Source organism: Acinetobacter yuyunsongii (assembly GCF_041021915.1).
Lineage (GTDB): Bacteria > Pseudomonadota > Gammaproteobacteria > Pseudomonadales > Moraxellaceae > Acinetobacter.
Genome location: NZ_CP157435.1, coordinates 1,150,975 through 1,174,344, shown reverse-complemented (window position 1 = coordinate 1,174,344; position 23,370 = coordinate 1,150,975). Strand labels below are relative to the sequence as shown.

Here is a 23,370-nt window from a genome sequence, read left to right as displayed (position 1 = left end):
TTGCTGTAGTTGAGCACCAATGGATTAGACATCAATGCCTAGTGGTTGAACGGCCGGGAAGTCGACCTCGGTCTGTGTCACTTCGTTAACGTAGTTAGTGAAAGTGTTCAGGGCAACAGCCAACAGAATATCCACTACATGTGCATCACTGTAGCCAGCGTTCAGCACCGCTTGGACCTGGTCATTGCTGACTTGCCCGCGCTGGCGGACTACGGCGGCAGCAAAACGCACGGCTGCGTCGGCCTTAGGGTCATTTGATGCACCGCTGCGGTTGGCAGTGAGTTCAGCATCATCAAGCTTGGCCACCTTACGGCCTAGGAAGGAATGGGCAGCAAGGCAATAATCGCAGCCGTTGATCTCAGCGACGGCTAGGGCAATACGCTCAAGAGTCGCTGTACCCAAGCCGCCCTGTGCTGATGCTGCGCTCAATTGCAGGTAGCCAGTCAGCGCAGCAGGGCTGTTGGCAACGACGCGGAACATGTTAGGAACGCGGCCCAGTTGTTTTTCCACAGCCTTGAGTGAGGTATGGGTAGCAGTAGGCGCGGCGTCGATTGTGGTAGGGGTGTTCAAACGTGACATAAATTTCTCCTAGTGATTTGAAAGACAGCACGCTGTATTGGCGTGGAATAAATTGTATTTAAGAAGGTTCTGCTTGATAATCCGTTGCTATCAGACAGCTCATCTTCACGTCTTGCGCAGTCGCCATTTCAGTGCCACTACACACCTTCGTTGACGTCACGCCGTCCTGATTTCTAAGGAGGTCTTCGAGACCCCAAAAACACCCTCCGGCAACGATCACATAATCTAGTTTCATAAAGCCTCCTTAGTTTTCATCCACTTACTGATTAGACTGACTTTACAGCATGTAAAATAGATATAATATGTTCAATAGTTCGTATAACATGACCTATTGGACAGTTTACGTAGGGGCTATGTATGGATGCAGACTTTGGATATCAGATTAAAAGAGTTGTGAAATTAAGGGTTCACGAAAAACTGCAAATATAGGGCAAATCAGATTGTCTATACCCATAATTTAGAGCGCCCGAGCATCAGGAACTCACTGAAAGCAGACGTTTCTGAAAATAAACAAGGCACAGCGCTTGAAAATTTCGAGACATCAACGTTTTGCCAAAAGGCTAAAAATGCGTGCACTACTCATTTCGCATTTAAAGAGAGCATCGGTTATTAGGCAATAACGATGTGGCCAAAATTTGTCGACCACTACACTATCTCGTAAACGAGTTTGATAGACGTCAACTAGTACGTATTTTTAGTGTAAGGTCATATTAATGCACGATGCTAAACTCTGCTGTGAGCTAGGTAGGATGTATAAATACCATAAATATTTCAATGCTTTACTTTTTAAAGCTCAAGTGAGTTACTCAGTTCCGACTGTTGGTGGCAGATTTGGAATCTCGCGATTTGTCTTAAATGTCAGCCAAGCAAGTCTCTCGCTAATAAAGTGTTGACTATCCCTGACAAAGTAACAATTTCTTGGCATAATCAGACTTAAGCACTTTACTTAGAGTGTATGTGCGCCGCTTAATGCATCAATGCTGCTAATTCCCTGATTGACATCAATCACTTTGTTTCCTGTTTGATACTCTGAGATAAACAAGATCGAATGATGCAAAAGGGGACTATTTAAATACTGAGGGAACAAATGGCAGTAGATTTGAGCATAGAAACCGCTCTGCTCCTAGAGCGCTGGCAAGGCATTGTAAACTCGATGGCTCAAGTCGCGGAAGTGCCTTGTGTGCTGATTAATCGATTAGATAAAAACGAAATTTGTCAGGCTGTTGGCAGTGTGTCAGTACCAACTTTTTATTGCGGTGAACCTGTTCCATTGGCACTTAACACTTATTGTTCCCAAGTCATTTCCAGTAACCAGCCATTACTAGTTGAAAATGCAATCGGTACCCGATATGAAAACAATAACCCAACATTTGCAGCAGGCTTTAGTTATTACTATGGCCTGCCATTGCTTTGGCCTAGCGGAAAAACTTTCGGTACTTTGTGTATGTTGGACTTTTCAAGCCCAGATCGGGCATCACAACACTGTTCCTTACTCACACTTTTTAAGCAGGCCATTGAATACGATTTACAGATGCTTCAACAACAGCAAGATCTGCTAAAGCGTGAGCAACAAGCAGACAAAAAATTTATACAACTATTCAATGAGATGTCAAATAGGATAAGACCGGTAACTAATAATAAGTTGCTTCAATCTGAGTTGTTTGTACTTTTGACAAGCCAATACCAATACTGGCATCAGGAACTGGATAAGCAGCTTAATCAAACCGTCCTGACTGATGAAAACTCCATTCATATAGCGGCACTGGTTCGAATTTGGTCAAATTTGTTGGCGATTGCCCATGAAACAGAATGGTTGAGAGCTACGGCAGTTCTAGAACCTTATAGTTGTGATGCTGTTGCGTCACTGGTCAATGCAACTCCATTATTAGAACAAGCAGTGTATAAAACAGCGCTGACCCTTGGTGCTGATCTCGTTTTGAGGAGTCATTTGCCTAATCCACTGTTACTAAGTGGGAAACCAGAGTTATGGTCTCTGATAGGACTAGCTATCACGAGCTTTTTAGTTGTTGGCGCCAGCGGTACAAGTATAACTATTTTTGTCAGTAACCGATTAAAAGGTAAGTACAGAGTTTTGGAATGGTCCCTTCTTGTAAAAGGCCAGACGATGCCGCTGCGTTTTACCCGCGATAATCAAGCGCTTTATGGTTTTGCAACAGTATGTGCCGAGTTAGCGGGTGCTGTTCTTGAATCTGGTGAGTGGCAATTAACTGAGAGTCTTCAGCAACAGAGTCGTTATCTCAACTCAAATCGTGATCACGTTGACGACATTGAAAGCAGGAATGCTTCAAGAACTGCTAATGGCATAACCAGGCTTATCTGCTTATCGATACCGGTGATGGGAGACGATTTATAAACACTCAGCGATGATCAGCGAAGTTGTGTTTTAGTTTTCTTGTTGGCACTACATCCGGTATGGCGGCCTTTAATCTGAGAGTGACACTTGGGATAACTGAAAAACTGGCTGTGATTCTGCTGAACGGAGCTTGGTGCTAAGCATGTTGGCGTCATTCAAAGCAAGGTCAACACTGCTATTAACGTTTACGATTATCTGACGGACGTGCTGCTGCGCGTCAACCAACATCCAGTAAGCAAGGTACATGAACTAATGCCGAAGTTACGGAAAGCTCAGTTCGAAAGCGCATTACAGCGTTCAGCTCTATTTAGCAATCCCGATGCTTCGGTAAAATAAGCCACGGAAAATGCTCCGGAGGCCGCATGCACACTAAATAGATGACGTTAGACGAAGAGTTGGATTTAAACGAGCAAATTATAGAGCCTGCGACCGGAAAAGCCAAAAGTTTATAAATACAGCTAAAACTCAAATCAAGCAGGCGAATATTGTACAAAACAATACCATTGCTACAGAGATAACTTCAAGTCTGACAGATCTATGCTAGAGTTAAATCAACGATTTAATTCATTTTTCTATGCAGGATCTTTGAAAAATGCAGTAGAAAAACGGAGAAGTACATGACCTTTAGTTTAGCTCAAACAGCTAGTGCAGAAACCACACTAAAAGCACCTGCTGAAGCAGATCAGAACCTGCGGGATATCACTGAACTGGCGTGTTATATCTGTGATGCACCAGTGGCTATGGTGACGCGAACCGATGACACAAAGCTGAATCTAATTGCAAAAGTTGGTATTTCGCGTACCTCTGTATTAATTAAAGAGTCCTTTTGCGTGTATGCAATGGAAACACCTGATGCGGTAATGGTGGTCCCTGACGCTACTTTAGATCACAGATTCAGTACCAATGCTATGGTGATTTCAGGACCTGGCTACCGATTTTATGCTGGCTCGCCGCTGATTGATCCCGAAGGTGCAGTGATTGGTACTATTTGTGTCTATGATCATGTTCCTAAGCAGCTGAACCAGCGGCAGATAAGCTCTTTGCAGGCTCTGTCCAGACAAGTGATCGCCATACTGGAGCTGAAAAAAGTCGGCGAACAATTACATAATACCAGCATGACGGATGCGCTGACAGGGGTGAACAACAGAAGAGCTTTTGACCTCAAGTTTGAAGCTGAATTTGCTCGCTGGCAAAGAACAGGACAATCTTTTGTACTGGCATTGATTGATATTGATCACTTTAAGAGTTTTAACGACAGCTATGGTCATGCCGCAGGAGATGAGGCACTGAGTCAAGTCGCGGCTCTGTTTCAGCGCCATAGCAGGAACTATGACTTTTTCGCCCGTTATGGTGGTGAAGAGTTTGTGCTGATCCTGCCAGGCACAGACACAGCGTCCGCAAATAAAACACTGGAAAAGTTAAGGCTGGTAGTGGCTAACCATGAGTGGTTATTACGACAATTAACGGTCAGCATAGGTTTGGCCAGCGCTGATTTATTTGACGACAAAAAGCAGTTGCTCGAAGTCGCCGATCAGATGTTATACAAAGCTAAAACCCAAGGCCGCAATCAAACCAGTGTGTTCGCCACACTGTAAGAGATCTGTTCATGCTGCGCTGATCTCAAGACCTCATAAAAACTGAGGTCTTGCTTCGGTCGATAAGCTGGTCTGATATTGGCATTATTTATTCCTTTCAAATACATGGGTAATGCGACTTACACAGATTTTTTATGCTCTCTTGGACTCCATGTGAAGGAGATCGTCACATTCTTTACATATAGAAAATAGAGTTCTTTAGCCAGCTGCAATTTCAGATTAACCGATTCGGTAAGCTTTCTGCATTTCCGGAGACAACTTTTTTAGCCAGCTTGAGAGACTGAAGCCTTTTCTATCGGTACTATTTAATTTAGTAAAATACAGATGTTCATCCCAGCGAGGACCGAAATCTACTTCTGCAAGACTTACAAGCTGTTTGTTTCTGCGAAGACGATGCTTTTGATGGTAATCTTCGGCGGGCCAAAAATAACCATTTTGTTCTCCGGCCTCAATCACCTCGGGAGATTTCTCCTTTCCAATCGCTTGAATCAGTTCTTCAGCTACTTGTTTTTGCTCCAGATCAAAAACAAAAAGTATCTGGCGATACTGGCCCTGCTTTCTACCATGAACAGACCATGATTCAAAACTTCCAAGAAGTTCCCTGTAGCTGATTTGGTCTTTATCGTAGATCACTCTGACGACTTCGGCGTGTCCGTTGATGTTGCGGTAACTCGGATCCAGAGTTGATGCTCCAGCGTAGCCAACACGTGTTTGCACTACTCCCTGCGTCCCTCCAAAATTAGAATCCGGTCCCCAAAAGCAACCCATGCCGAAAACCGTTTGACTAAGCTTCCCGATTTTCAATGCTTCTTCGATTGCTTCAGGGGTTGCAAATTCATAGCTTTCAACACCGTCTTCTTTATTCATTTTTAGATCCGACATATTTTTCACCTAACTTTCAAAAATTGAAGCCACTCCCATTCCTCACGCCGTGCAAACGACGATAAGACCACGTTTTCCAACACCAGCTTGATGAAGTATCTTTGCTAAAACTCCGCAGCATGTTTCTTGGTAACACAACTGCGGAAAATTGCTGTAATCATTGATCTTACTGCTTATTAAGTTATTAATAATTCTAAAAAACTCATTATTTCATTGAAGCTTCCAACCACCTGTCAAGGTCCTTGAACTTGGGGTTTCTCAGCTTCTTTGTCCCAACCACTATTGTCGGGAAATTCAGCTTTCCGTTCGAATAGAGGGAGCACAGTTCATCAGCAGCCGCGTCGTCTTCATGAACATCCAAAAAAACAAACTGGCTCCCTTTTTCTTGCAAGTACGAATGGTAAATCTTGGTTTTATGGCAGTCTTTATGACCGAACAGCTTAATCAACACGAACGGCTCCTTTTTTCAAAAGGTTCACTTTCATAAAACTCCTCAATTTAAAAATTATTCTACAAACTTCAATGACTCAGAGTTAATGCAGAATCGGACCCCTGATGGCTCAGGGCCATCTGGAAAAACGTGCCCCAGATGGGCTTCGCACACATTGCATAACACTTCGATTCTGCGCCCGTACGTCGTATCCAGTTCATATTGAATTACGTTGTCGGCGACAGGCTCAGAAAAACTCGGCCATCCCGTTCCCGAATCGAACTTTAGGTTCGAGTCAAAGAGTTCGGTGTCGCAGCCAACACAGGCGTATCTACCTGCTTCATAAAATGAACAGAGTCCTCCCGTGTGCGGGCGTTCGGTGCCTTTCATTCGCATAACCCGAAATTGCGCGGGCGTCAGAATTTCTTTCCACTCTTCCTCGCTCCTTTCAACTTTTCTGGGAGGTGCTGGAGTGCCGTTATCGAGGTAGCTGTAAATGCTTTTCCAATTGAACATATATTTGATCCTTTATTTTAGGGCTTGCTCTTTAGCCATCAATCCACGAGAAGAAGTCTGTAGCACTGCCAATGAATTCTCCATCCACAAAAACTTGCGGAACAGTTTGAAGATTTGTTCTTTCCTTCAACTCCAAGTAAGTCTTCGGATCGTCGTCTACGCGAATTTGTTTGAAATCAACCTTTTCAGAAGTTAGGTAATTCTTTACGCGTGCGCAAAATGGACAATGGTCTTTCGTATAGATGACAACATTCTTAAGTGTTTTCATAATTTCCTCTTTCATTTGGTTTATGGTTTAGTCTCTTTCAAAATGGCAAGAGTATCCGTTGGGATTCCTTTGCAAATAGTTTTGATGATATGCCTCAGCGTCGTAGAATTCTTTTTCCAAGGCGACGGTCGTAACTACTTCATTCTCGAAGCGACCGATCTCATTGACCTCCTCAATCACGTTTTCGATAATCGCTTTCTGGGCATCGTCACGATAGAACGCAGCAGAGCGATACGAAGATCCAACATCATTCCCTTGGCGATTCTTCGTAGTTGGATCATGGATCTTGAAAAAGTAATGTAGAATCTCTTCGAGAGATATTTCGTCTGGGTCGTATTCCACGCGAACAGCTTCGGCGTGACCCGTTTTCCCTGTTTTAATATCGGCGTAGGTAGGATCATCAAAATCTCCGCCAGAGTAGCCCACCTTTGTTGACGTCACGCCGTCCAGATTCCTAAGGAGGTCTTCAAGACCCCAAAAACACCCTCCGGCAACGATCACATAATTTAGTTTCATAAAGCCTCCTTGGTTTTTATCTATTTACTGATTAAACTGACTTTACAGCATGTATAATAGATATAACATGCCCAGTAGTTCGTATAATGTGACTTATTAGACAGTTTGCGTAGGAGCTAAGTATGGATGTTCTCAGTGAGATTTTAGATAAGGTAGAGCTTACTAGTAGCTACTGGTATAGAACATCATTTGCAGGAGACTGGGGCATCAGTCTCCCGCAGGAAGAGAATCTAGCGAGATTTCACATCGTGACCCATGGCGAGTTTTGGTACGAGGTGCCAAAACTTAAACTTAAGGCTTTGGCGGAGCAAGGCGATATTTTGATTTTATTCAAAGGGATGGAGCACACCATGACCAGTGCACCAAAAATCAAGGCCGAGCCCGCGGTCGAATTTAGATCCAAGGCCAACCTCACTGAAACTCAAGTTCTGGAATATGGTGATCAGAGCAAGCTCAAAGCAAACGTCGTTTGCGGACATTTTTGTTTTGATGGCGGACCCGATCATCCATTCTTAAATTCGCTGCCAAACGTCGTGCATATCAAGAGTACTGAGAACTCCCACTCGCCTTGGCTTACCATGCTTTTAAGTATTATAGAGCAGGAAGCAAAATCAGGGCTTCCTGGAAGCAACACGCTAGTCAGGAAGCTGACCGAAATTATCTTCGTGCAAGCGTTAAGAATTCACATGTACAAATCCAACAAAAATGTAGGATTTTTCAAATTGATCGAAAATCCGCAACTCAGCAAATCCTTGGAAGCTATCCATCATAGTCTCGATAAAAAATGGGGTCTTGACGATCTCGCTGAGATTGCTGGAATGTCGCGTACGAACTACAGCGTTAAGTTTAAGAAACTGTCTGGCATGACACCTCTTGATTATTTAACCTATTGTCGGCTTGAAAAAGCGAAGCAGCTGCTTAAAGAAACCGGTAAATCTGTTCCTGAAGTGAGTGAAGCCATTGGGTATCCGGCACATGAACACTTTCAAAAATTATTTAAGAAAAAAATTGGCAAAACTCCTAGCGCGTACAGAAAAGAAAATTCTGAAAAGGTGTAAAAATGAATATCTATAACTCTCCTGTTACCAAAATAGCTTTCTGGGTCATAGTCATTGGTGGTGCGGCTTGCCTGCTTATCCCTTTGTTTGCACCTCTTCTTCCGCTGCAATATTTGAAAGGTTATGGCGAAATAGGAGATGTTCTTGGAGGTATTTCAAGCCCATTTCTACAAATTCTGGGTTCAGTGCTTCTCTTTCTGGTGTTAAAAGCTCAGATTGACGCTAATGGCATCCTCCATCAGCTGATGTGTGCTGAAAAAACAGGAGGTTTTAACTTGGTAAACTAAACACACTCATCAGGAGTTTACCATGAGCAAGAAACACAAGACTTACACCACAGAATTTAAAGCTGAAGCCATCAAATTAATTGAAGCCAATCAAGGCAATGTCTCGGAAACAGCTAGACAACTTAGCATTTCAATGCAAACTCTTTCAAATTGGAATACCAAAGCAAAGGCTGGAACTTTAGCAGGTACAAAACAGTATTCACCTGATCTAAACGCTCTACTCGAAGAAAATAAAAAACTCAAACAACAGCTCAAAATAGCTGAAATGGAACGTGAATTTTTAAAAAAGGCAGCAGCGTACTTTGCCAAAGAAAGTCAGTAAGGTACGCCTATATGAAACAAAAAAGATATTCTTTTCCAATTACCTTAATGGCTCGATTACTTCATGTTTCAGTTTCATGTTTTTATGATTGGCTCAAGAGAGGCGTGAGCAAAAGAACGATTCAACGAAATCAACAGACGATATTGGTGAAAATAGCCCATGAGGAGACAAGGCAGAGCTATGGTTATATTCGATTAACCAAATACTTACAAGCTCAGGGCATAAAAATGAGTATGTACGCTGTACGTCAGATAAAAGCGCTGAACCACCTGTATTGTAAGCGACACAAGCGTTTTAAAAGGACTACGAATAGTGACCATAATCGAGCGATCTATGAAAACCTGCTGGAGCAACAATTCTCAATGACTAGACCAAATCAAGCATGGTCAAGTGATATTACGTACATATGGACTGTTGAAGGATGGCTGTACTTAGCAGCGGTAAAAGACCTTTACACGAAACAAGTGGTTGGCTATAGCTTAAATGAGCGCATGACAGCACAGCTTGTTTGTAATGCGCTAAATATGGCTATTCACAATCAAAAACCAACCAAAGAACTGATTGTGCATTCAGACAGAGGAAGTCAATATTGCAGCCATGAATATCGAAATATACTTGAGCAATATGGTTTTCAAGGTTCAATGAGCAAGCGCGGAGACTGTTACGATAATGCACCGATTGAAAGCTTTTGGGGAATACTGAAAAATGAGTTAGTGCATCATTACAACTATCAAACCAGAGAAGAAGCCAAAGCAGATATTATAAAATACATTGAATTATTTTATAATCATCGAAGAATTCAAAAGGGTTTGGGTTTTAAGACACCAAATCAAATGGCCGAAGACTTTTATAAGTTGGCTGCCTAGAATCTCCCAAGGGAAAGTCTCCTGATAATTCAGCGTATATCAGCCTTCTATCTGTTCTGTAGTCAAAAACTGTTTCTTTAAGAAAGTTTCTTCCAATAAAATGTTATTAGTATGACACCATTCTAATAACAACTTAACGGCATTGAGATAGGCTTCTATTGTATTTGAGGCCTTCGCAGAATTTCTGAGCTTACTTGTAGCAAAAAGAGTCGGATACCAATTCGGAACTCCATTGTCATCTATCAAAAGTGAATAACGTTCGCCTGACTCAAATTTTGTTCTAATGAGTTTCATTATGTAGACTCAAAACATTACATTATTTGATGGTACATCATTACCTGTTAAATTCAATTATTATATTTACTTACATGTTAAATTATTATATTTTAATATCAATTATTTATATAAAATTATTTACATAAAAGTCTTTGGTGCATTTAAATATGAAAAATTATAATTTTGTTGAATATCCTTCAAACTCATCGTACGCATGGCATGTTTATTTTGTTGATACCATTTTCACGTAATACAATTTGCTCTCGTGATCGTACGATCTGCTGTCTCTTAACACCGATATATTGAACCAGATAACGGCAGTATGAAGATACTTGTCTTTGAGTAACACTATTCATTGCTCATATCTTAGAATATGTTTGTTAATGATAAAAGCCGTAGATATTTCATTTAACTTTTAATATCTCACTACTCTTTACAACTTTGATTGGATGATATTCCTCTTCATAAGCTTCAATGAGTGTGACTAAAATTTCCCTTTCCTCGGCTTTAGGCGTACCTTTATTCGCCTGAAAGATACTTTCTAATCGAATAAAAGCGTTAGTAAGTTCAACATCATTTTTAATTGGTTTAATATTCACTGATATTTCCTCATTCTTATAGTGTCCTCCAATTCCCAATACCTAGAAACAGGAGGATAGACATCAATATAGCTATTCTAATTTACGAGTATTATTTCAGCTTTGAATAAAACTTACTCTTACTGTCATACTGATAAAGTACAATTTTATTTACTTTAACCATCCGATTATTGTCGCTCATATCCGTTCCCTGATATTGAATCTGGAATGGATAAAATGGTTGTCCATTTTTGTTGACTCTGATTACTGAAGAATACCCGTACTCTGGTTGTTCTGAAACTTTTCCTTCTTCAAACATTTGTTCAACAATATAGTCGTCCTCATTTAACAGAAGAAGTGACCATACGCTTTCCCCATAACCATTTCCGTAATAACCATCAATGGTATAGCTTCCTAGTGTATTGTTTCCAAAAGCTTGTAAGTTCTTTTTAAATTCTTGAGCATTCCATGAGGTTCGACCATATCCCTCTATACTTTCAATTCCCCCTTGGGCTGTTTTTGAAATCATTTGGAATTGTCGATTGTCCAATTTTTTAAAGAGATATAATTCCAAAGTGCCTCGTGTAACATGTGAAGTTTCTATCCTGCCTTCGATTGCTAAAGTCACTTCGACAGGGACTATATAACGGACTTCCCCCTGCATATTCTGGTAAGTAAAAATAGGCGCGATACTGATTACAGCATCTGTGAGATCATCCAAGTCGCTAGGCTTATTAACATAGTAGTATTTGCCACTTCCCCAGTAATCATCTTTTTGTCTTTCTCTGGATGATGTCACTTTATAAAAACTTCGAGCAACGGTATCTGCACTTAGGTTAGGGAGTACAACTTGCTTAAAGTTCTTAGGTTCAAGCTTGGATGTATCATAGTATTTAATGGCTGTTGTAGCTGTTTGTACTGATGGCGTTTGAACAGCATTGAGCTGCTGTGCTTTAGCCTGCAATACATTGTATAACTTGACCGCTTCAGGTTGTCCCTGCCGTGCAGCACTTTGCAACAAGGTAACGCCCTTTTTTGCATCCTGTGGTACACCATCCCCATTAAGATACATGACTGCTAATGCGTACTGTGAAGGAGCAAAACCATTCACTGCTGCCTTGGAAAACCATTCAGCCGCTTTTTTATGATCTACAGGTAGACCTTTCTTTCCTAAGTAGTAAAGCATTCCCATATTATGGTGACTTTGATTATTATCTCCTTTGGTCACGACTTGTGACAGTACATAGTTCAGTCCTGCCGACAGGTTCACTTTCTTGGTTTCAGCAAATACCGTTGAACTAGCAGCTATAATACTGGTGGCTACAACAAGGTTAAGCATTAATTTATTCATCTAATTCTTATCCTTATTTATCATCTACTTTAAACCAGTATGAATATTCTTTAGGTTGACCATTCACTAAGACATTACTGAGTTTGACATCATAAATGATATTGTTTTTTAAACCATCGAAGTAGAACTGGATATTATTTGGAATCCCCATACCAAGATTGTCATAGCTAATATCTCTAATTTTTTGCTCACCACCACCTCGCTCTGTTACCACCAGTTTTGCTTTGGAATAATCTACATTTTGATTCGCCCAATAGTCATTTTGATCAATGAGGATAGAAACAGAAAGTATTGCTCCTTTCATAAAGTATTTCGAAGGATAGTTGTGATATGGATAAGCAATCACACCAAGTTTTGCAGTGGTTGGATTCTTCTGGAAATAAATTGTTTTATGAGAAGTCCCAACCACATAAGGAAATTGAGTATCTTTAATTGATGGTGCATTGACTGAACCATAAGCAGACTTTTCCATAAATGGATTAATGATCCACCTACGATGACCAACATTATTTGCTACAACATTCAATTTATCATGTGTCATATTTCTAACACTTTCGGCAGGCGAATAATCATACATGATTGATCTCACACCCATTTCAAGATTACTGGTGCTTGCACCAACAGCACCAATATCAGAGTAGCAGTCTGTGTTAGGTTCTGGATAATGGGTCAAGATATTGTTTGCAGCAAGAATAAGAGCGGTCTGCATCATCTCATCTTCATGGGCATAGTCGTATGTAATACTTGGTAGTCCATGCAAAGCACGAACTGTATTCATTTCAGTTAAAAATTCATTTCTAAACTTTGTACTGAGCTTGCCTGCATAACAGTTGTTTATATCTGGGGTTTCGCTCATGGATGAGGCTTTAAAGACATCAAAACTGATGGTCTTACTCTCTGCTGCCAGTGTTTTAGCATCCCCCTCTTGAGTAAGTTTAAGGGTACATAACCCTGCACCAATCCCTTTGAGTTCCCCCTGACTATAGGTACAGGTTGATGAAGAAAGGCTGCTAATCGTGACAGGTAGTTTGGCACTGGATTCCGTATCCAGTGAATACACACTCTCCGTCAGGATATATTTGATTTTTAGTGGGGTAATGGTTTGCTTGAGCTTATTCACGCACACATTATTTTCTAGATATTGCTCAGCCGCACAACTCACATTGACGGTCATGCTGCTATTCAGTGCTAGAACTTTTGCCGTCCCTGCCTGTGTCAATACCAGATTACACTGACCGACTTTATGCGCTTTAAGTTCACCGCCACTTACACTACAGATGTTGGGTGTGTTACTGCTAAACGTTACTACTAGACCTTGATCTGTTTGCAGCGATAATGGATAGCGTTGACCTTGAATCAGCATACTGAATGGTAGTGACTGAATATTCTGCACTACCTTGTTTTTACATACACCCTCTTCCAGATATTGGCTTTCAACACAGGTCACGGGCTTAGGGATTGGATTGCCATTATCTGGATTATCCGTTCCACCGCCATTGGATGAACTTGAATCTCCACCCGAACCACCACCACACCCGACCATTGCTGTACTGATTGCCATCATTAGAACTGATGGCATGAACGATTTTGAAATCATCATGATTGACTGCCTTAAATTTTTATATTGTTGTTATTGATAATGATCAGCCGATAATAATTGACGGATTTCACTGGCCATTTGTGGACTACGCCAAGGAAATAGGACTTTTAGGCTGTAATTCGGTTTGAATGGATCTCGTGTACCGATATTGACTTGAAACTCTCGTTTCATCGGTGTGCGATGAACCTGTTGATTGACATGCGTTCCCATCATTGGATTGCTGATCACAGTGGTCGTGGTTCTAAAATTATCTTCGACTAAGTTGTAGTGTCCGACGGAGGTGATGTAATCAAAGGGATATTTCACGAGACGTTGATCAGGCTGATCAAACAGGATAATGGTTTTATCTTGGCTATTAATCCAAACACCACGGTTTTGGTAGTTAAAAGTTTCTCCTTGACGCTTGAGTTGTTCAGTCATCCCGTCAAAGTAGGTATTTCCATATTCATAAAGGTAGTAAAGGATCACAAACCAGAACAGGTCAAAGCCAAAGAAGATGTAACCGAAAGCACCAAAAGAGAAGATTTTGGCAACGATGAGAAAGATCACGATGGGTAAGACCACACATTTTATAAAGAGCTTAGATTTTTGTGGACGGTGTTCAATGGGTATGATTTTGGGTTTGCTTAATTCAGTCATGGTTGTTTCCCGCATGTTCAATGCAATGCACAATCACCAGCAGATATAAAAAGGTTTATTTTTTATAGGCGTGACTTAGCCATCCACCGTTGGATTGTTTTTGTAAAAATATTGTTTGAATACAGACGAATAATAAAAAATTAGCCGTATCGCCCCCGTTGCAAAGCACAACAAGGTTGAACATGGGGTGAAACACAAATTAGAAAAGATTGGTACAGCATGAGAAGCTCCTAGATGTTTATAGAAGTTCTACCAATTACTGCTAAATAATGGTGGCAGAACGAAAAGGGGTTAGCAGACTGATCATCTAGGAATCAGCACACCCGAAGGTGTCCCCCTTCCGTCCTACCATAGAAAAAAAGGGGGACGAGAGGATTCCCACACTCAATTTATATCCAAAAATATAAACGTCATGTGCTAGATGAATTCGGTCTGCTAAAACCGACTGGCAATGTAGGCCAGCGAGCCCATATTAATTTTATCCAAGAATTTAGTCAATTTCACCATGCGATAAAATTCACATTATCCTTTGGAAAGAATCGAGTTAAGTGGTTGATTTTTCCCATAGGCTCAAATTGAACCCATCGATTTTGCTTATTTTGATTTTATGGATAAGTCTAAAATGTTTATAAGAATAATTATTAGGCTGACATATCCGTCAGCAGATATTTTTAATAAACAGTTTTTCAGCCGTCAAAAATTTAAAATATCTCCAGCAGAATCAATCAATTATTTAATGTTAAGATATGTAAAATAACCAATTTGATAGTTGACACGTTAAGGTATACCCAGCTAACCTAGTATTACACAGCAAAATCTGTGTTCAGGCGTGAGAACCTGATACAATCTAGGTGCAAATCAATGTCGCACTAGCGGCTATTTTTTTGTCTACTGTTTAGTAGTCGTTATGGCAGCTTGCAGGGCAACCGTAAGGTTGGCTGATCCTAGATTCAGTATTCTCACCCCTGTCTTGCTGCCACCATTACCGTGAGAAGTAATGATGGTAAGTGTTAAAACTTATCTAGGAATACTGCTATGAACGCAATTCTTCATGGTGCAAACTCTTGCACACCTAAACAACAAGCTGGTCAACTTATCGTTGAACTTGGCAAAACAATTTCAAATCCTCAACGTCAAACACTCGCCAATCTTTATATTGCTGTTGACACCGCAAATTCCTTACTCAAAGAACTTGAACAAGCACATCAAATCATTCGTCAATGCATGCATGAAATGACTGATGAGCAAATTCTTGAAGTTGCAAAGCTCAATCAAAATAACAATCTCTCCTCTTTATGGGCATTTCGTACACATCAACGTCACAAGATGATTGAACGTGCACAGCGTGTATTGGGAATCCGTTCTATTTAGGTCACTTAATTAATTATGTATTTTTAGCTTGCTACTGTGCACTGTATTAATCGACTGCATTATTATCGAATAAGCAGAAATAATGCTGAATGCAATCAGTGACAGCAGCAATGCTAAAGATAATAGACTTGTGAATATTAAAAGTGATTGTTTAAAACTCAGCACCAAAATCATTTGGTTTTTGTTGTTTAGCTTCAACTTGTGGTTGATGTTGAATGTTATATTGCTGCCCCAGCATGGTAGCAATTAAACTCATCATCAACCTGACAATTTCTTCAACGAGTTTTGCAAGTTGCAATATTGTTGCTGTAAGCTCTGCTGAATGCTCTCGATCGAATTGGCATTGCTGTTGCATTGTTGCTGCATGCTCTTGATCTGCATCTGCTTGTTCTCTAAGTCGACGCATATTTTGTTTAAATTGCTCATACTCTGAATACAATTCAACATCATCTCGTTTAAGTCTTTGATTTGTTTTTGCTGTTGCAATTGCAACTGTTTCAAATTCGACTCTTGCTTCTCCAGCACGTCGAAGCGCTTGATCCAATTTGTCGTTAAGTGCTCTAGTCTGCTGATCTGTGTAGCGAATGACATGCTCTGTTCTTGAAGTTGCTGCTCTTTCTGATGCTGTAACTGCTGCTGTTGTTCTAACTGTTCTAATTTTTCCTGCCTCGATTGTAACTCTTTGATCATCAATCCAATATTCTGAAATAAACTGATCTCGGTGTGGCTCAATTCTGACGGATTGCTGAAGCCTAAGATTTTCAAGATCTTGTTCATGTCGTCTCTGTTGCTCTGCTCGTAATGCTCGATCACGCTGAGCCTTTTTTTCATCTTCTCGACGTTTTCTTGCAAGTCTTGCATAGTACTCAGCGATGATGGCATCAAAGCTAAACTCATTTGTTCGAGTAAATCCAAAATCATCTGCTGTGTATCGCTGCCGTTGTGATGTTGAATAATCGTATGTTGCTGTTCTTTCATAACTTACTTCTCCACGAAACAAGGAAATGTCAGATGAATATTCGGTTCTGTCGGATGGACTTTCTTTTTGCTCAAATTCAGGGTATTGCAATCGATCCATTTCGAGGAGGTGATCGCTCGGTATCGAGTGCCGTCTTCGTCCGTCAAGATTTCGGTCTCGTTTTTGGTTAAGATCGGCTGTGTGAGATAGTAGTTGGAGGGCAATATTACTAAAATATTCAGTAACCCCATTCCAAGCAACATCAAAATAAATGTTTTCAGAATTAATTTCGGGTTGTAAGTGATCGACTGAGTTAATGCTTGAGCTACTTGCTGCTGCAACTGATTCTTCTGATCTTCTAATAACAGTGTGATACTTTGGGTATTGTCCTGAATTTGGGCTTTGATCAGATTCTGATTGTCTTTGATCGTATGTTGCAATTGGGCTTTGCTCTGCTGAAGATGCTTTTGCATGATCTGATCGATTTCGTTGAGATGTGAAGAAAGCGTCATTTGAATATTGCTGATATTCTGCTTCAACTCTGCTCGATATGATTTCAATCCTCTGATTAAAATCTGAGTCTCGTTTTTCTGATGTTGTAGCAGATGCATAACGTTGTCTGTTGTAAGCTGCTCTTGCCTGTCTAGCTCCTTGCAAAGTTTTTTCTGCTCTATCTCGAAGTTCTGCGCAAGGCATTCGAGTATTTTTTGAAATCTGATTAACTGTTCGCTGCTCATCGTTTCCACGTTCGCTATCTGCTTTTCGAACTTGCTCAAAAGCTTTGATACGTTCTCGAAATGGTTTTGAGCATTTTCTGATGTCAAATTGTCTTTCATATATTTCTCCTTGAAAATAAATAGGTTTTTTCCCGAAAGTTGGAATTAAGCTAAACTGATTTTCTCGAATTTTGGCAACTTCGCTAGCAAGTTTGTTTGTGAGTACAAATTGCATAAAGTCATCACGGTTATGTACTAAAATTTCAGAGAAGAGAAATTCATTTTGATTTGTTTCTAATTGTTTTAACGAAATGGACAAGAGTCCAACATATAAATTTTCAATGAATGTTTTATAGTTTCCTCTATTCTTTTCAACTTTTTTCAGCGCAGATTGTAAATACAGCTCATAGCCTTTTTTTGTAAATCTTGCACGGTCAGGATCCTTCGGATCTGCCCACCCATATTCGGAATTAAGCTTGTCTTGCAAAGTATGAAAATGCTTTTGAAACAAACCTGGAGGGGCTATATTCATTGCTTTTCCTGACCTGAGTTCAAGCCGAGGAACAAGTATATGAACATGTTTTGAACCGTTTGGTTCCTGATGCAGAACAGCCGTCATATGATATTGGTCAGGTTCAAGACCGCTGAAAGCCAATGCTTCGAACTGTTTTAAGACATCTTTTATTTCAACATCGGTCGGTTGATCTTCCTCAGTAAATGCAATGACGGCAGACGTGTATTTATGTTTAAAAGGAGAGCTGTCTGCAATTTTTGCAAAGAGATGTGGATCACCACAGAGCACTTCGACATGCGGACGGACAATATTCATGTGATCTTTTTCATCGAGCACATAACTTGCTGCACGTGCTGCACTGCCCGTTCCATGCCTCAACATCTTAATCAACATGCCCCGCTCTCCCGTTTAAAATAAAAAAGGAAATAAAATTAAATTTCTATATGGTCATCAGAAAGATCAGCGTCTGAAACTGATTCAAGTTCACCGTCTCCAACGACTTGCATTTGTCGCAATAAATCGGCGAGATATTTCTGTTCAATATGCTGGTGTCGGCGCTGAACTGTCTTATCAGAACGATGCAGTGACGGAGGACAAGGAAGCGGATAAAGCTGATAGATTTTTTTTAAATAGTCTTCGACAAGTAGGTAAGTTCGAAGTAAGTCGACTGGTTTTCCGATTTTGTTGCTAATGTGAATTGCACGGGTAATCTGATTGAGATTATTGCCAATTTTTGCAAGTTGGAATGCAATGCTTTCGCTATCTTCTTGCGTCCTGTGATTTGAATCTTTTTTCTTCGCTACAACATGCGATTCACGAATTGAAGATCGATCAACATTCAAATTATTTTGAATATAACAACTCACGCTAAATCGAATAAAATCACTCACAGTTTTATTTAATAGACTTGCTGAATCTCTAATTATCTCTAATTCATCATCATTTAAACGCAATTCAAGTCGACTTACTCTTCTTGATTTTTTAATAACATTAGCAACAACCATAATACACCTAAAAACCGTCAATCTATTTTTAAGCTATAATAAATTTTAAAATAATAAAAGTGTTTTTTGATAGGAATTTTAAAATAATTTATATGTAGAATAAATAGTTACTCTAAAAATTCAAAACAAACACATTATTAAAAGTAGCGGTTTGGCTGCAAGCCAACCAGATTCCGTTCGTATACAATTACAACTTTTGTTGTTATTGTGTACGGACAGGGTACTCTGGCTCGACCGATTATTTTCATATTTTATGTACTTTGGACTATTAAGTGATATATTAAATATCACAAAGACTAAACACGTTCTAATTTTCAAATAAAAATAAGATCATGATCTATAGAAGATATACACCAAGAGGAATTTTAAATTTATTTTATAATTAAAACATATGCTTAACTAAAAACAACATCTAAGTTTAAAGTTTATTCTCTTAAATTAAATTAGATCAAATATTTAATCTAATTATTAAATAAATAATAGTTCTCATAAGAAAAATATTAAAATGATCAACATCAAAAACTAATAAACCCCAACTAAAACAAAAAAGGAATTAAGAAATAAAAACCTAACCACAAAAAAACAAAAGTAGTAAACCGAAGAACGTACTAAAGATTAATTACTGTTATAATAGATAAAAATTAATTAAAAAAATAAACCTATTTCTTGATCTTTTATACACAAATCATTTTTACACAAATAAAACATGTTAGCTTTAAATGTATAGAAACTTGTTTTACTCTTCAGATCCTAATTAACAACATGAGGATTTTAAGACAACAGGCTTTCTTCAACTGCATTAAAAACTGAAGAGGTCAAAATGATAAAAAATCTTTATCTAATAAAATTAATTATTAGATATAAAAAACTGGAGCAAGACTTTCAAATAAAAATGCGGAGGTTCAACAATGAGTAAATATTTTGAACTGCTGGATTGGGTCACCGCAGAAAAGTTTTGTGAATTGACGGGTGAACAGATCACGAACCTAAAGAATCTTAGGCCTCACTGGGAGGAAGGAAAAGTCTGGGTGAAAGTGTCTGATCGAAAAATTCTATATAGTTTGAAAGGTTATAACGCATGGGTCGAACAAGCAGCTCAGGTCTACCAAAAGGCACAAGAGCAAGATCGGGAAAAATACAGATTAACTTTAAATGGAACGACAAGCGCGAGTGGTTCACCCTCGACCTCATCGATACCCCAGCCAACTTCATTAAGGCGGCTAAGATTAGAGAAGATTTTGTAAACAAGGCTAAATACGGGATATTAAAAATCGAGGATATCGAAGCTGTCACCGCCAAACCCATCAAAAAAGCTGACGCTGCGCAAAAAACATTGCCAGCGTCAAATGCTCCGACATTTGCTCACTATGCCCAAGAATACCTTTATAACCTTTCAGATCATAAGCTAGGCACCAAGAAAAAATATCTATCAATTTTAGAAAGGCTCTGGATGCCATTATTCGAAGATATGCTGATTAATACGATCACCAGTCAAATGTTGCGTACAGCCGTCAATGGACGTGAATGGTCATCGGCTAAAACTCGAAATGATGCTTTGATTCCATTACGTGGCGCATTCGAACTAGCGCATGATGATGAAATTATTGATAAGAACCCATGTGACCGATTAAAGAATCAGAAAACACAGGAAACTGAACCTGATCCATTTAATGAAATGGAAAAGGAAATAATACTGAACTGGTTAAAAGAGAAATATATTGCAGACTACCCAACTGTGTATTGGTATTTTGTGGTGGCATTCTGGACAGGTTGCCGTCCATCAGAAATTATCGCACTCACTTGGCAGGATGTAGATTTTTTAAATAAGCAGATTTACATCAATAAAGGTCGTGTGAACGGCGTTCAGCAAGAAACGACTAAAACAAATAAAGCTAGATTTGTAGATTTAAATGATTTTGCATTTGAAGCATTTCAACAACTCAGATTACTAACCTACCTCAAATATGAGCACGTATTTATCTGTGATGAGACAGGTAAGGAATTTACTACGCAAAAATCATTGAGCGAAAAGTTTGTAGCTTCACTGAAAGTGAATGGCATACGTTATCGCCCTGCCTATAACACTCGTCATACATATGCGACTGTATGCTTAATGAATGGACTTAATCCAGTTTATGTGGCTTCACAGCTAGGGCATAGTTTAGTGATGCTAATGATGCGTTATGCCAAGTGGATTAATTCAGATAAGAACAAAGAAGAGATTGCTAAAATTTCGAATAGTGCCAAAATTGTGCCAAATAAAAAGGGAATCAAACTATGTGTTTGATTCCCTTTAAGATATTTGGCGGAAGCGGTGAGATTCGAACTCACGGAGGACTCACACCCTCGTCGGTTTTCAAGACCGGTGCATTAAACCGCTCTGCCACGCTTCCATGTGCGTAAGAATACAAAGCTTGCCCTCTTTATTCAAGAGAAATTTAACTGCAATGTATTCAAATGCATAATGTTTCATCAATTATTAGAGTTTAGCGGCCAATTCAGCCCCTTCGCGGATTGCACGCTTGGCATCCAGCTCACCTGCTAACTTTGCACCACCAATCACATGATATTTTGCCAATGTGGTTTCATTCTCACGCGGTACTAAATCTTTTACTGATTCCTGACCTGCACACACCACAATGGTATCCACACGCAATAACTGGTCATGGCCATTATGCTCAACCCATAAGCCTTCGTCAGTTACAGCCTTATATTGCACACCGCGCAGCATACGCACAGCATGCTTTTTCAATTGTGCACGATGCACCCAGCCTGAGGTTTTACCCAAACCAATACCCAACGGCGTTGTTTTACGTTGCAATAAATAAATCTGACGTACAGGCATTTCAACTTCTGGACGTTGTACACCGCCTTCAGAAATATAATTAGGGTTTGGATCAACGCCCCATTCGCGTTGCCATTCTGCCAATGGTTGTGGCTGTGGTTGATGGGGTGGTTTTAGTAAAAACTCTGACACATCAAAACCAATACCACCTGCACCAATCACAGCAACCTTATGTCCAACCTTAGCGCCTTTTAGTACTTCTGCATAAGACAAGACTTGTGGTGCATCACTACCCTGAATTTTTAAGGCGCGTGGTACTACGCCTGTTGCAATCACCACTTCATCAAAGCCTTCACGTTCCAACTGTTCACGATTGACCTTAGTATTTAAGCGAACATCCACACCTGTCTGTTTGAGTTGAACTTTAAAATAACGAATGGTTTCATGAAATTCTTCTTTTCCAGGAACAACTTTCGCTAGATTAAACTGACCGCCCACATCATTATTGGCTTCAAACAAGGTTACGGCATGACCACGACTTGCCGCCACTGTTGCAGCCGACATGCCTGCAACACCACCACCCACAACCGCAACACGTTTTGGTTTCTTGGTTTTGATATAAACCAGTTCTGTTTCAAAACATGCCTGTGGGTTAACCAAGCAGGTAACACGCTCGTTTTTAAAAGCATGATCCAAACACGCCTGATTACAAGCGATACAGGTATTAATTTCATCCACACGGTTGGTTGCAGTTTTATTGACCCAGTATGGATCAGCGAGGAATGGTCGTGCCATTTGCACCATATCCGCCTGTCCTGAAGCAACAATCTCTTCAGCAACATCTGGCATATTGATACGGTTTGACGCAATCACTGGTACTGAAACATGCTGTTTAACTTCGGCGGTATAATCCACAAATGCAGCACGAGGTACAGAAGTCACAATCGTTGGGATACGTGCTTCATGCCAGCCAATCCCTGTATTTAATAAAGTCACGCCTGCTTTTTCAAGTGCCTTTGCTACTACGATCACTTCCTGCATTGTATTTCCGTCATGCACGAGATCCAGCATGGATAAACGGAAGCAGATAATGAACTTCTCACCCACTTTGGCACGAATCGCCTTGACGATGTCCACGGGAAAACGCATACGGTTTTCAATATCACCACCCCAACGGTCTGTGCGCTTATTGACATGGTTGCTCAGAAACTGATTGATCAAATAACCCTCAGAGCCCATGATTTCCACGCCATCATAGCCTGCCTTTTTTGCCAGGCTTGCACAACGGGCATAATCTTCTATGGTGGCCAAAATCTGGCTATCCGACATTTGACGTGGTTTAAAAGGATTAATTGGTGCCTGAATTGGCGAAGAAGAAACCGAAAATGGATGATAACCATAACGACCTGAATGCAGGATTTGCATCAGGATTTTTGCTCCATGCTTATGCACAGCATGTGTGACCAGACGGTGATGAGGAATATCTGCCAGAGTATTCATGGTACCGCCCGCAGGTAATAACCAGCCTTGACGGTTGGGTGAAATCCCACCCGTGATGATTAAGCCAACTCCACCTTTGGCACGTTCACCAAAATAAGCAGCAAGTTTAGGATAATTAAAAAAACGATCCTCCAAGCCTGAATGCATCGACCCCATGACCACACGGTTTTTAATGGTCGTAAATCCGAGATGTAATGGCTTTAAAATATTTGCATAGCTAGTCATGATATTCCTTCTATATTTTTGGCTTTGCAACTTGTTGCATAATACTCTAACTGAATTTTTATGCGTGTTTATGACTTTTTTTTGAGAAAGTGCTGACACTAAAGTCAAAACACTTGTAACAATCATGTTTTCAATCTTAAAAACTAAAAAACTGAACCCA

22 protein-coding genes, 1 tRNA gene and 1 pseudogene are annotated in these 23,370 nt (G+C 40.1%); 8 read left to right on the top strand and 16 right to left on the bottom strand.

Features of this window, described 5'->3' with window-relative positions; all coding sequences use genetic code 11:
- Window positions 1–24 precede the first annotated feature (24 nt).
- Window positions 25–579, bottom strand: a complete 555-nt coding sequence (locus ABLB98_RS05640) for a carboxymuconolactone decarboxylase family protein (protein WP_000088799.1) — start codon at window positions 577–579, stop codon at window positions 25–27.
- A gap of 58 nt (window positions 580–637) precedes the next feature.
- A complete protein-coding gene (locus ABLB98_RS05635) occupies window positions 638–814 on the bottom strand; it encodes a peptide-methionine (S)-S-oxide reductase (RefSeq protein WP_005006244.1) in 177 nt (58 codons plus the stop codon).
- An 852-nt stretch (window positions 815–1,666) separates the two neighbouring features.
- On the opposite strand from ABLB98_RS05635, the gene ABLB98_RS05630 reads away from it, so the two are divergent.
- The 3 genes and pseudogenes from ABLB98_RS05630 (at window position 1,667) to ABLB98_RS05620 (ending at window position 4,548) form a co-directional block, all read left to right on the top strand.
- On the top strand, window positions 1,667–2,953 hold the full coding sequence (locus ABLB98_RS05630) for a GAF domain-containing protein (RefSeq protein ID WP_000257537.1): 1,287 nt from the start codon (window positions 1,667–1,669) through the stop codon (window positions 2,951–2,953).
- 87 nt (window positions 2,954–3,040) lie between these two features.
- Window positions 3,041–3,289, top strand: a pseudogene (locus tag ABLB98_RS05625) (transposase domain-containing protein); the annotation flags it as partial.
- Window positions 3,290–3,570: 281 nt separating this feature from the next.
- Window positions 3,571–4,548, top strand: coding sequence for a sensor domain-containing diguanylate cyclase (locus ABLB98_RS05620; protein ID WP_002119794.1), 978 nt, complete (start codon window positions 3,571–3,573; stop codon window positions 4,546–4,548).
- A 219-nt stretch (window positions 4,549–4,767) separates the two neighbouring features.
- Here the strand turns inward: ABLB98_RS05620 and ABLB98_RS05615 are convergent, their stop codons facing one another.
- From ABLB98_RS05615 to msrA, 5 genes are all read right to left on the bottom strand, one after another.
- On the bottom strand, window positions 4,768–5,430 hold the full coding sequence (locus tag ABLB98_RS05615; protein WP_001281573.1) for a peptide-methionine (S)-S-oxide reductase: 663 nt from the start codon (window positions 5,428–5,430) through the stop codon (window positions 4,768–4,770).
- Window positions 5,431–5,635: 205 nt separating this feature from the next.
- Entirely contained in the window at window positions 5,636–5,881 is a 246-nt protein-coding gene (locus ABLB98_RS05610) for a glutaredoxin domain-containing protein (RefSeq protein ID WP_011711656.1), read from the bottom strand.
- A gap of 54 nt (window positions 5,882–5,935) precedes the next feature.
- The gene (gene msrB, locus ABLB98_RS05605) at window positions 5,936–6,376 is read right to left on the bottom strand and encodes a peptide-methionine (R)-S-oxide reductase MsrB (protein WP_005006253.1); all 441 of its coding nucleotides are present in this window, start codon (window positions 6,374–6,376) and stop codon (window positions 5,936–5,938) included.
- 31 nt (window positions 6,377–6,407) lie between these two features.
- Window positions 6,408–6,644 carry a glutaredoxin gene (locus tag ABLB98_RS05600; RefSeq protein WP_005006251.1) on the bottom strand — a complete coding sequence of 79 codons (237 nt, stop codon included), beginning with the start codon at window positions 6,642–6,644 and terminating at the stop codon, window positions 6,408–6,410.
- A gap of 27 nt (window positions 6,645–6,671) precedes the next feature.
- Entirely contained in the window at window positions 6,672–7,160 is a 489-nt protein-coding gene (gene msrA, locus ABLB98_RS05595) for a peptide-methionine (S)-S-oxide reductase MsrA (RefSeq protein ID WP_005006250.1), read from the bottom strand.
- 122 nt (window positions 7,161–7,282) lie between these two features.
- On the opposite strand from msrA, the gene ABLB98_RS05590 reads away from it, so the two are divergent.
- The 3 genes from ABLB98_RS05590 (at window position 7,283) to ABLB98_RS05580 (ending at window position 9,693) form a co-directional block, all read left to right on the top strand.
- A complete protein-coding gene (locus tag ABLB98_RS05590) occupies window positions 7,283–8,218 on the top strand; it encodes an AraC family transcriptional regulator (protein ID WP_130139467.1) in 936 nt (311 codons plus the stop codon).
- A 2-nt stretch (window positions 8,219–8,220) separates the two neighbouring features.
- A complete protein-coding gene (locus tag ABLB98_RS05585; RefSeq protein WP_228274095.1) occupies window positions 8,221–8,505 on the top strand; it encodes a hypothetical protein in 285 nt (94 codons plus the stop codon).
- 22 nt (window positions 8,506–8,527) lie between these two features.
- Window positions 8,528–9,693 (top strand): IS3-like element ISAba22 family transposase gene (locus tag ABLB98_RS05580; RefSeq protein WP_085944217.1). Its coding sequence is split into 2 segments (ribosomal slippage): window positions 8,528–8,786 and window positions 8,786–9,693, totalling 1,167 coding nucleotides; the frame shifts between segments, so codons are not numbered across the junction.
- A gap of 39 nt (window positions 9,694–9,732) precedes the next feature.
- On the opposite strand, the gene ABLB98_RS05575 is transcribed toward ABLB98_RS05580, so the two are convergent.
- From ABLB98_RS05575 to ABLB98_RS05555, 5 genes are all read right to left on the bottom strand, one after another.
- The gene (locus ABLB98_RS05575; protein WP_057104320.1) at window positions 9,733–9,987 is read right to left on the bottom strand and encodes a hypothetical protein; all 255 of its coding nucleotides are present in this window, start codon (window positions 9,985–9,987) and stop codon (window positions 9,733–9,735) included.
- Between the two features lie 386 nt (window positions 9,988–10,373).
- Window positions 10,374–10,568, bottom strand: a complete 195-nt coding sequence (locus ABLB98_RS05570) for a hypothetical protein (RefSeq protein WP_057081956.1) — start codon at window positions 10,566–10,568, stop codon at window positions 10,374–10,376.
- Window positions 10,569–10,659: 91 nt separating this feature from the next.
- Complete coding sequence (locus ABLB98_RS05565; RefSeq protein WP_057081957.1) at window positions 10,660–11,898, bottom strand: tetratricopeptide repeat protein; 1,239 nt, start codon at window positions 11,896–11,898, stop codon at window positions 10,660–10,662.
- 13 nt (window positions 11,899–11,911) lie between these two features.
- Window positions 11,912–13,498 carry a CAP domain-containing protein gene (locus tag ABLB98_RS05560; protein WP_057081958.1) on the bottom strand — a complete coding sequence of 529 codons (1,587 nt, stop codon included), beginning with the start codon at window positions 13,496–13,498 and terminating at the stop codon, window positions 11,912–11,914.
- Window positions 13,499–13,528: 30 nt separating this feature from the next.
- Window positions 13,529–14,137, bottom strand: a complete 609-nt coding sequence (locus tag ABLB98_RS05555) for a hypothetical protein (RefSeq protein WP_002159601.1) — start codon at window positions 14,135–14,137, stop codon at window positions 13,529–13,531.
- Window positions 14,138–15,172: 1,035 nt separating this feature from the next.
- Here ABLB98_RS05555 and ABLB98_RS05550 point away from each other — a divergent pair.
- A complete protein-coding gene (locus tag ABLB98_RS05550) occupies window positions 15,173–15,508 on the top strand; it encodes a hypothetical protein (protein ID WP_057081832.1) in 336 nt (111 codons plus the stop codon).
- Between the two features lie 151 nt (window positions 15,509–15,659).
- On the opposite strand, the gene ABLB98_RS05545 is transcribed toward ABLB98_RS05550, so the two are convergent.
- Both ABLB98_RS05545 and mobC read right to left on the bottom strand, forming a co-directional pair.
- Window positions 15,660–18,089, bottom strand: coding sequence for a hypothetical protein (locus tag ABLB98_RS05545; RefSeq protein WP_057081833.1), 2,430 nt, complete (start codon window positions 18,087–18,089; stop codon window positions 15,660–15,662).
- Between the two features lie 38 nt (window positions 18,090–18,127).
- A complete protein-coding gene (gene mobC, locus ABLB98_RS05540) occupies window positions 18,128–18,700 on the bottom strand; it encodes a plasmid mobilization relaxosome protein MobC (protein ID WP_057081834.1) in 573 nt (190 codons plus the stop codon).
- A 1,078-nt stretch (window positions 18,701–19,778) separates the two neighbouring features.
- Here mobC and ABLB98_RS05535 point away from each other — a divergent pair.
- Entirely contained in the window at window positions 19,779–20,987 is a 1,209-nt protein-coding gene (locus ABLB98_RS05535; RefSeq protein WP_087548380.1) for a site-specific integrase, read from the top strand.
- Between the two features lie 16 nt (window positions 20,988–21,003).
- Here the strand turns inward: ABLB98_RS05535 and ABLB98_RS05530 are convergent.
- Window positions 21,004–21,093, bottom strand: a tRNA-Ser gene (locus tag ABLB98_RS05530).
- An 86-nt stretch (window positions 21,094–21,179) separates the two neighbouring features.
- On the bottom strand, window positions 21,180–23,210 hold the full coding sequence (locus tag ABLB98_RS05525) for an FAD-dependent oxidoreductase (RefSeq protein WP_348883410.1): 2,031 nt from the start codon (window positions 23,208–23,210) through the stop codon (window positions 21,180–21,182).
- Window positions 23,211–23,370 lie beyond the last annotated feature (160 nt).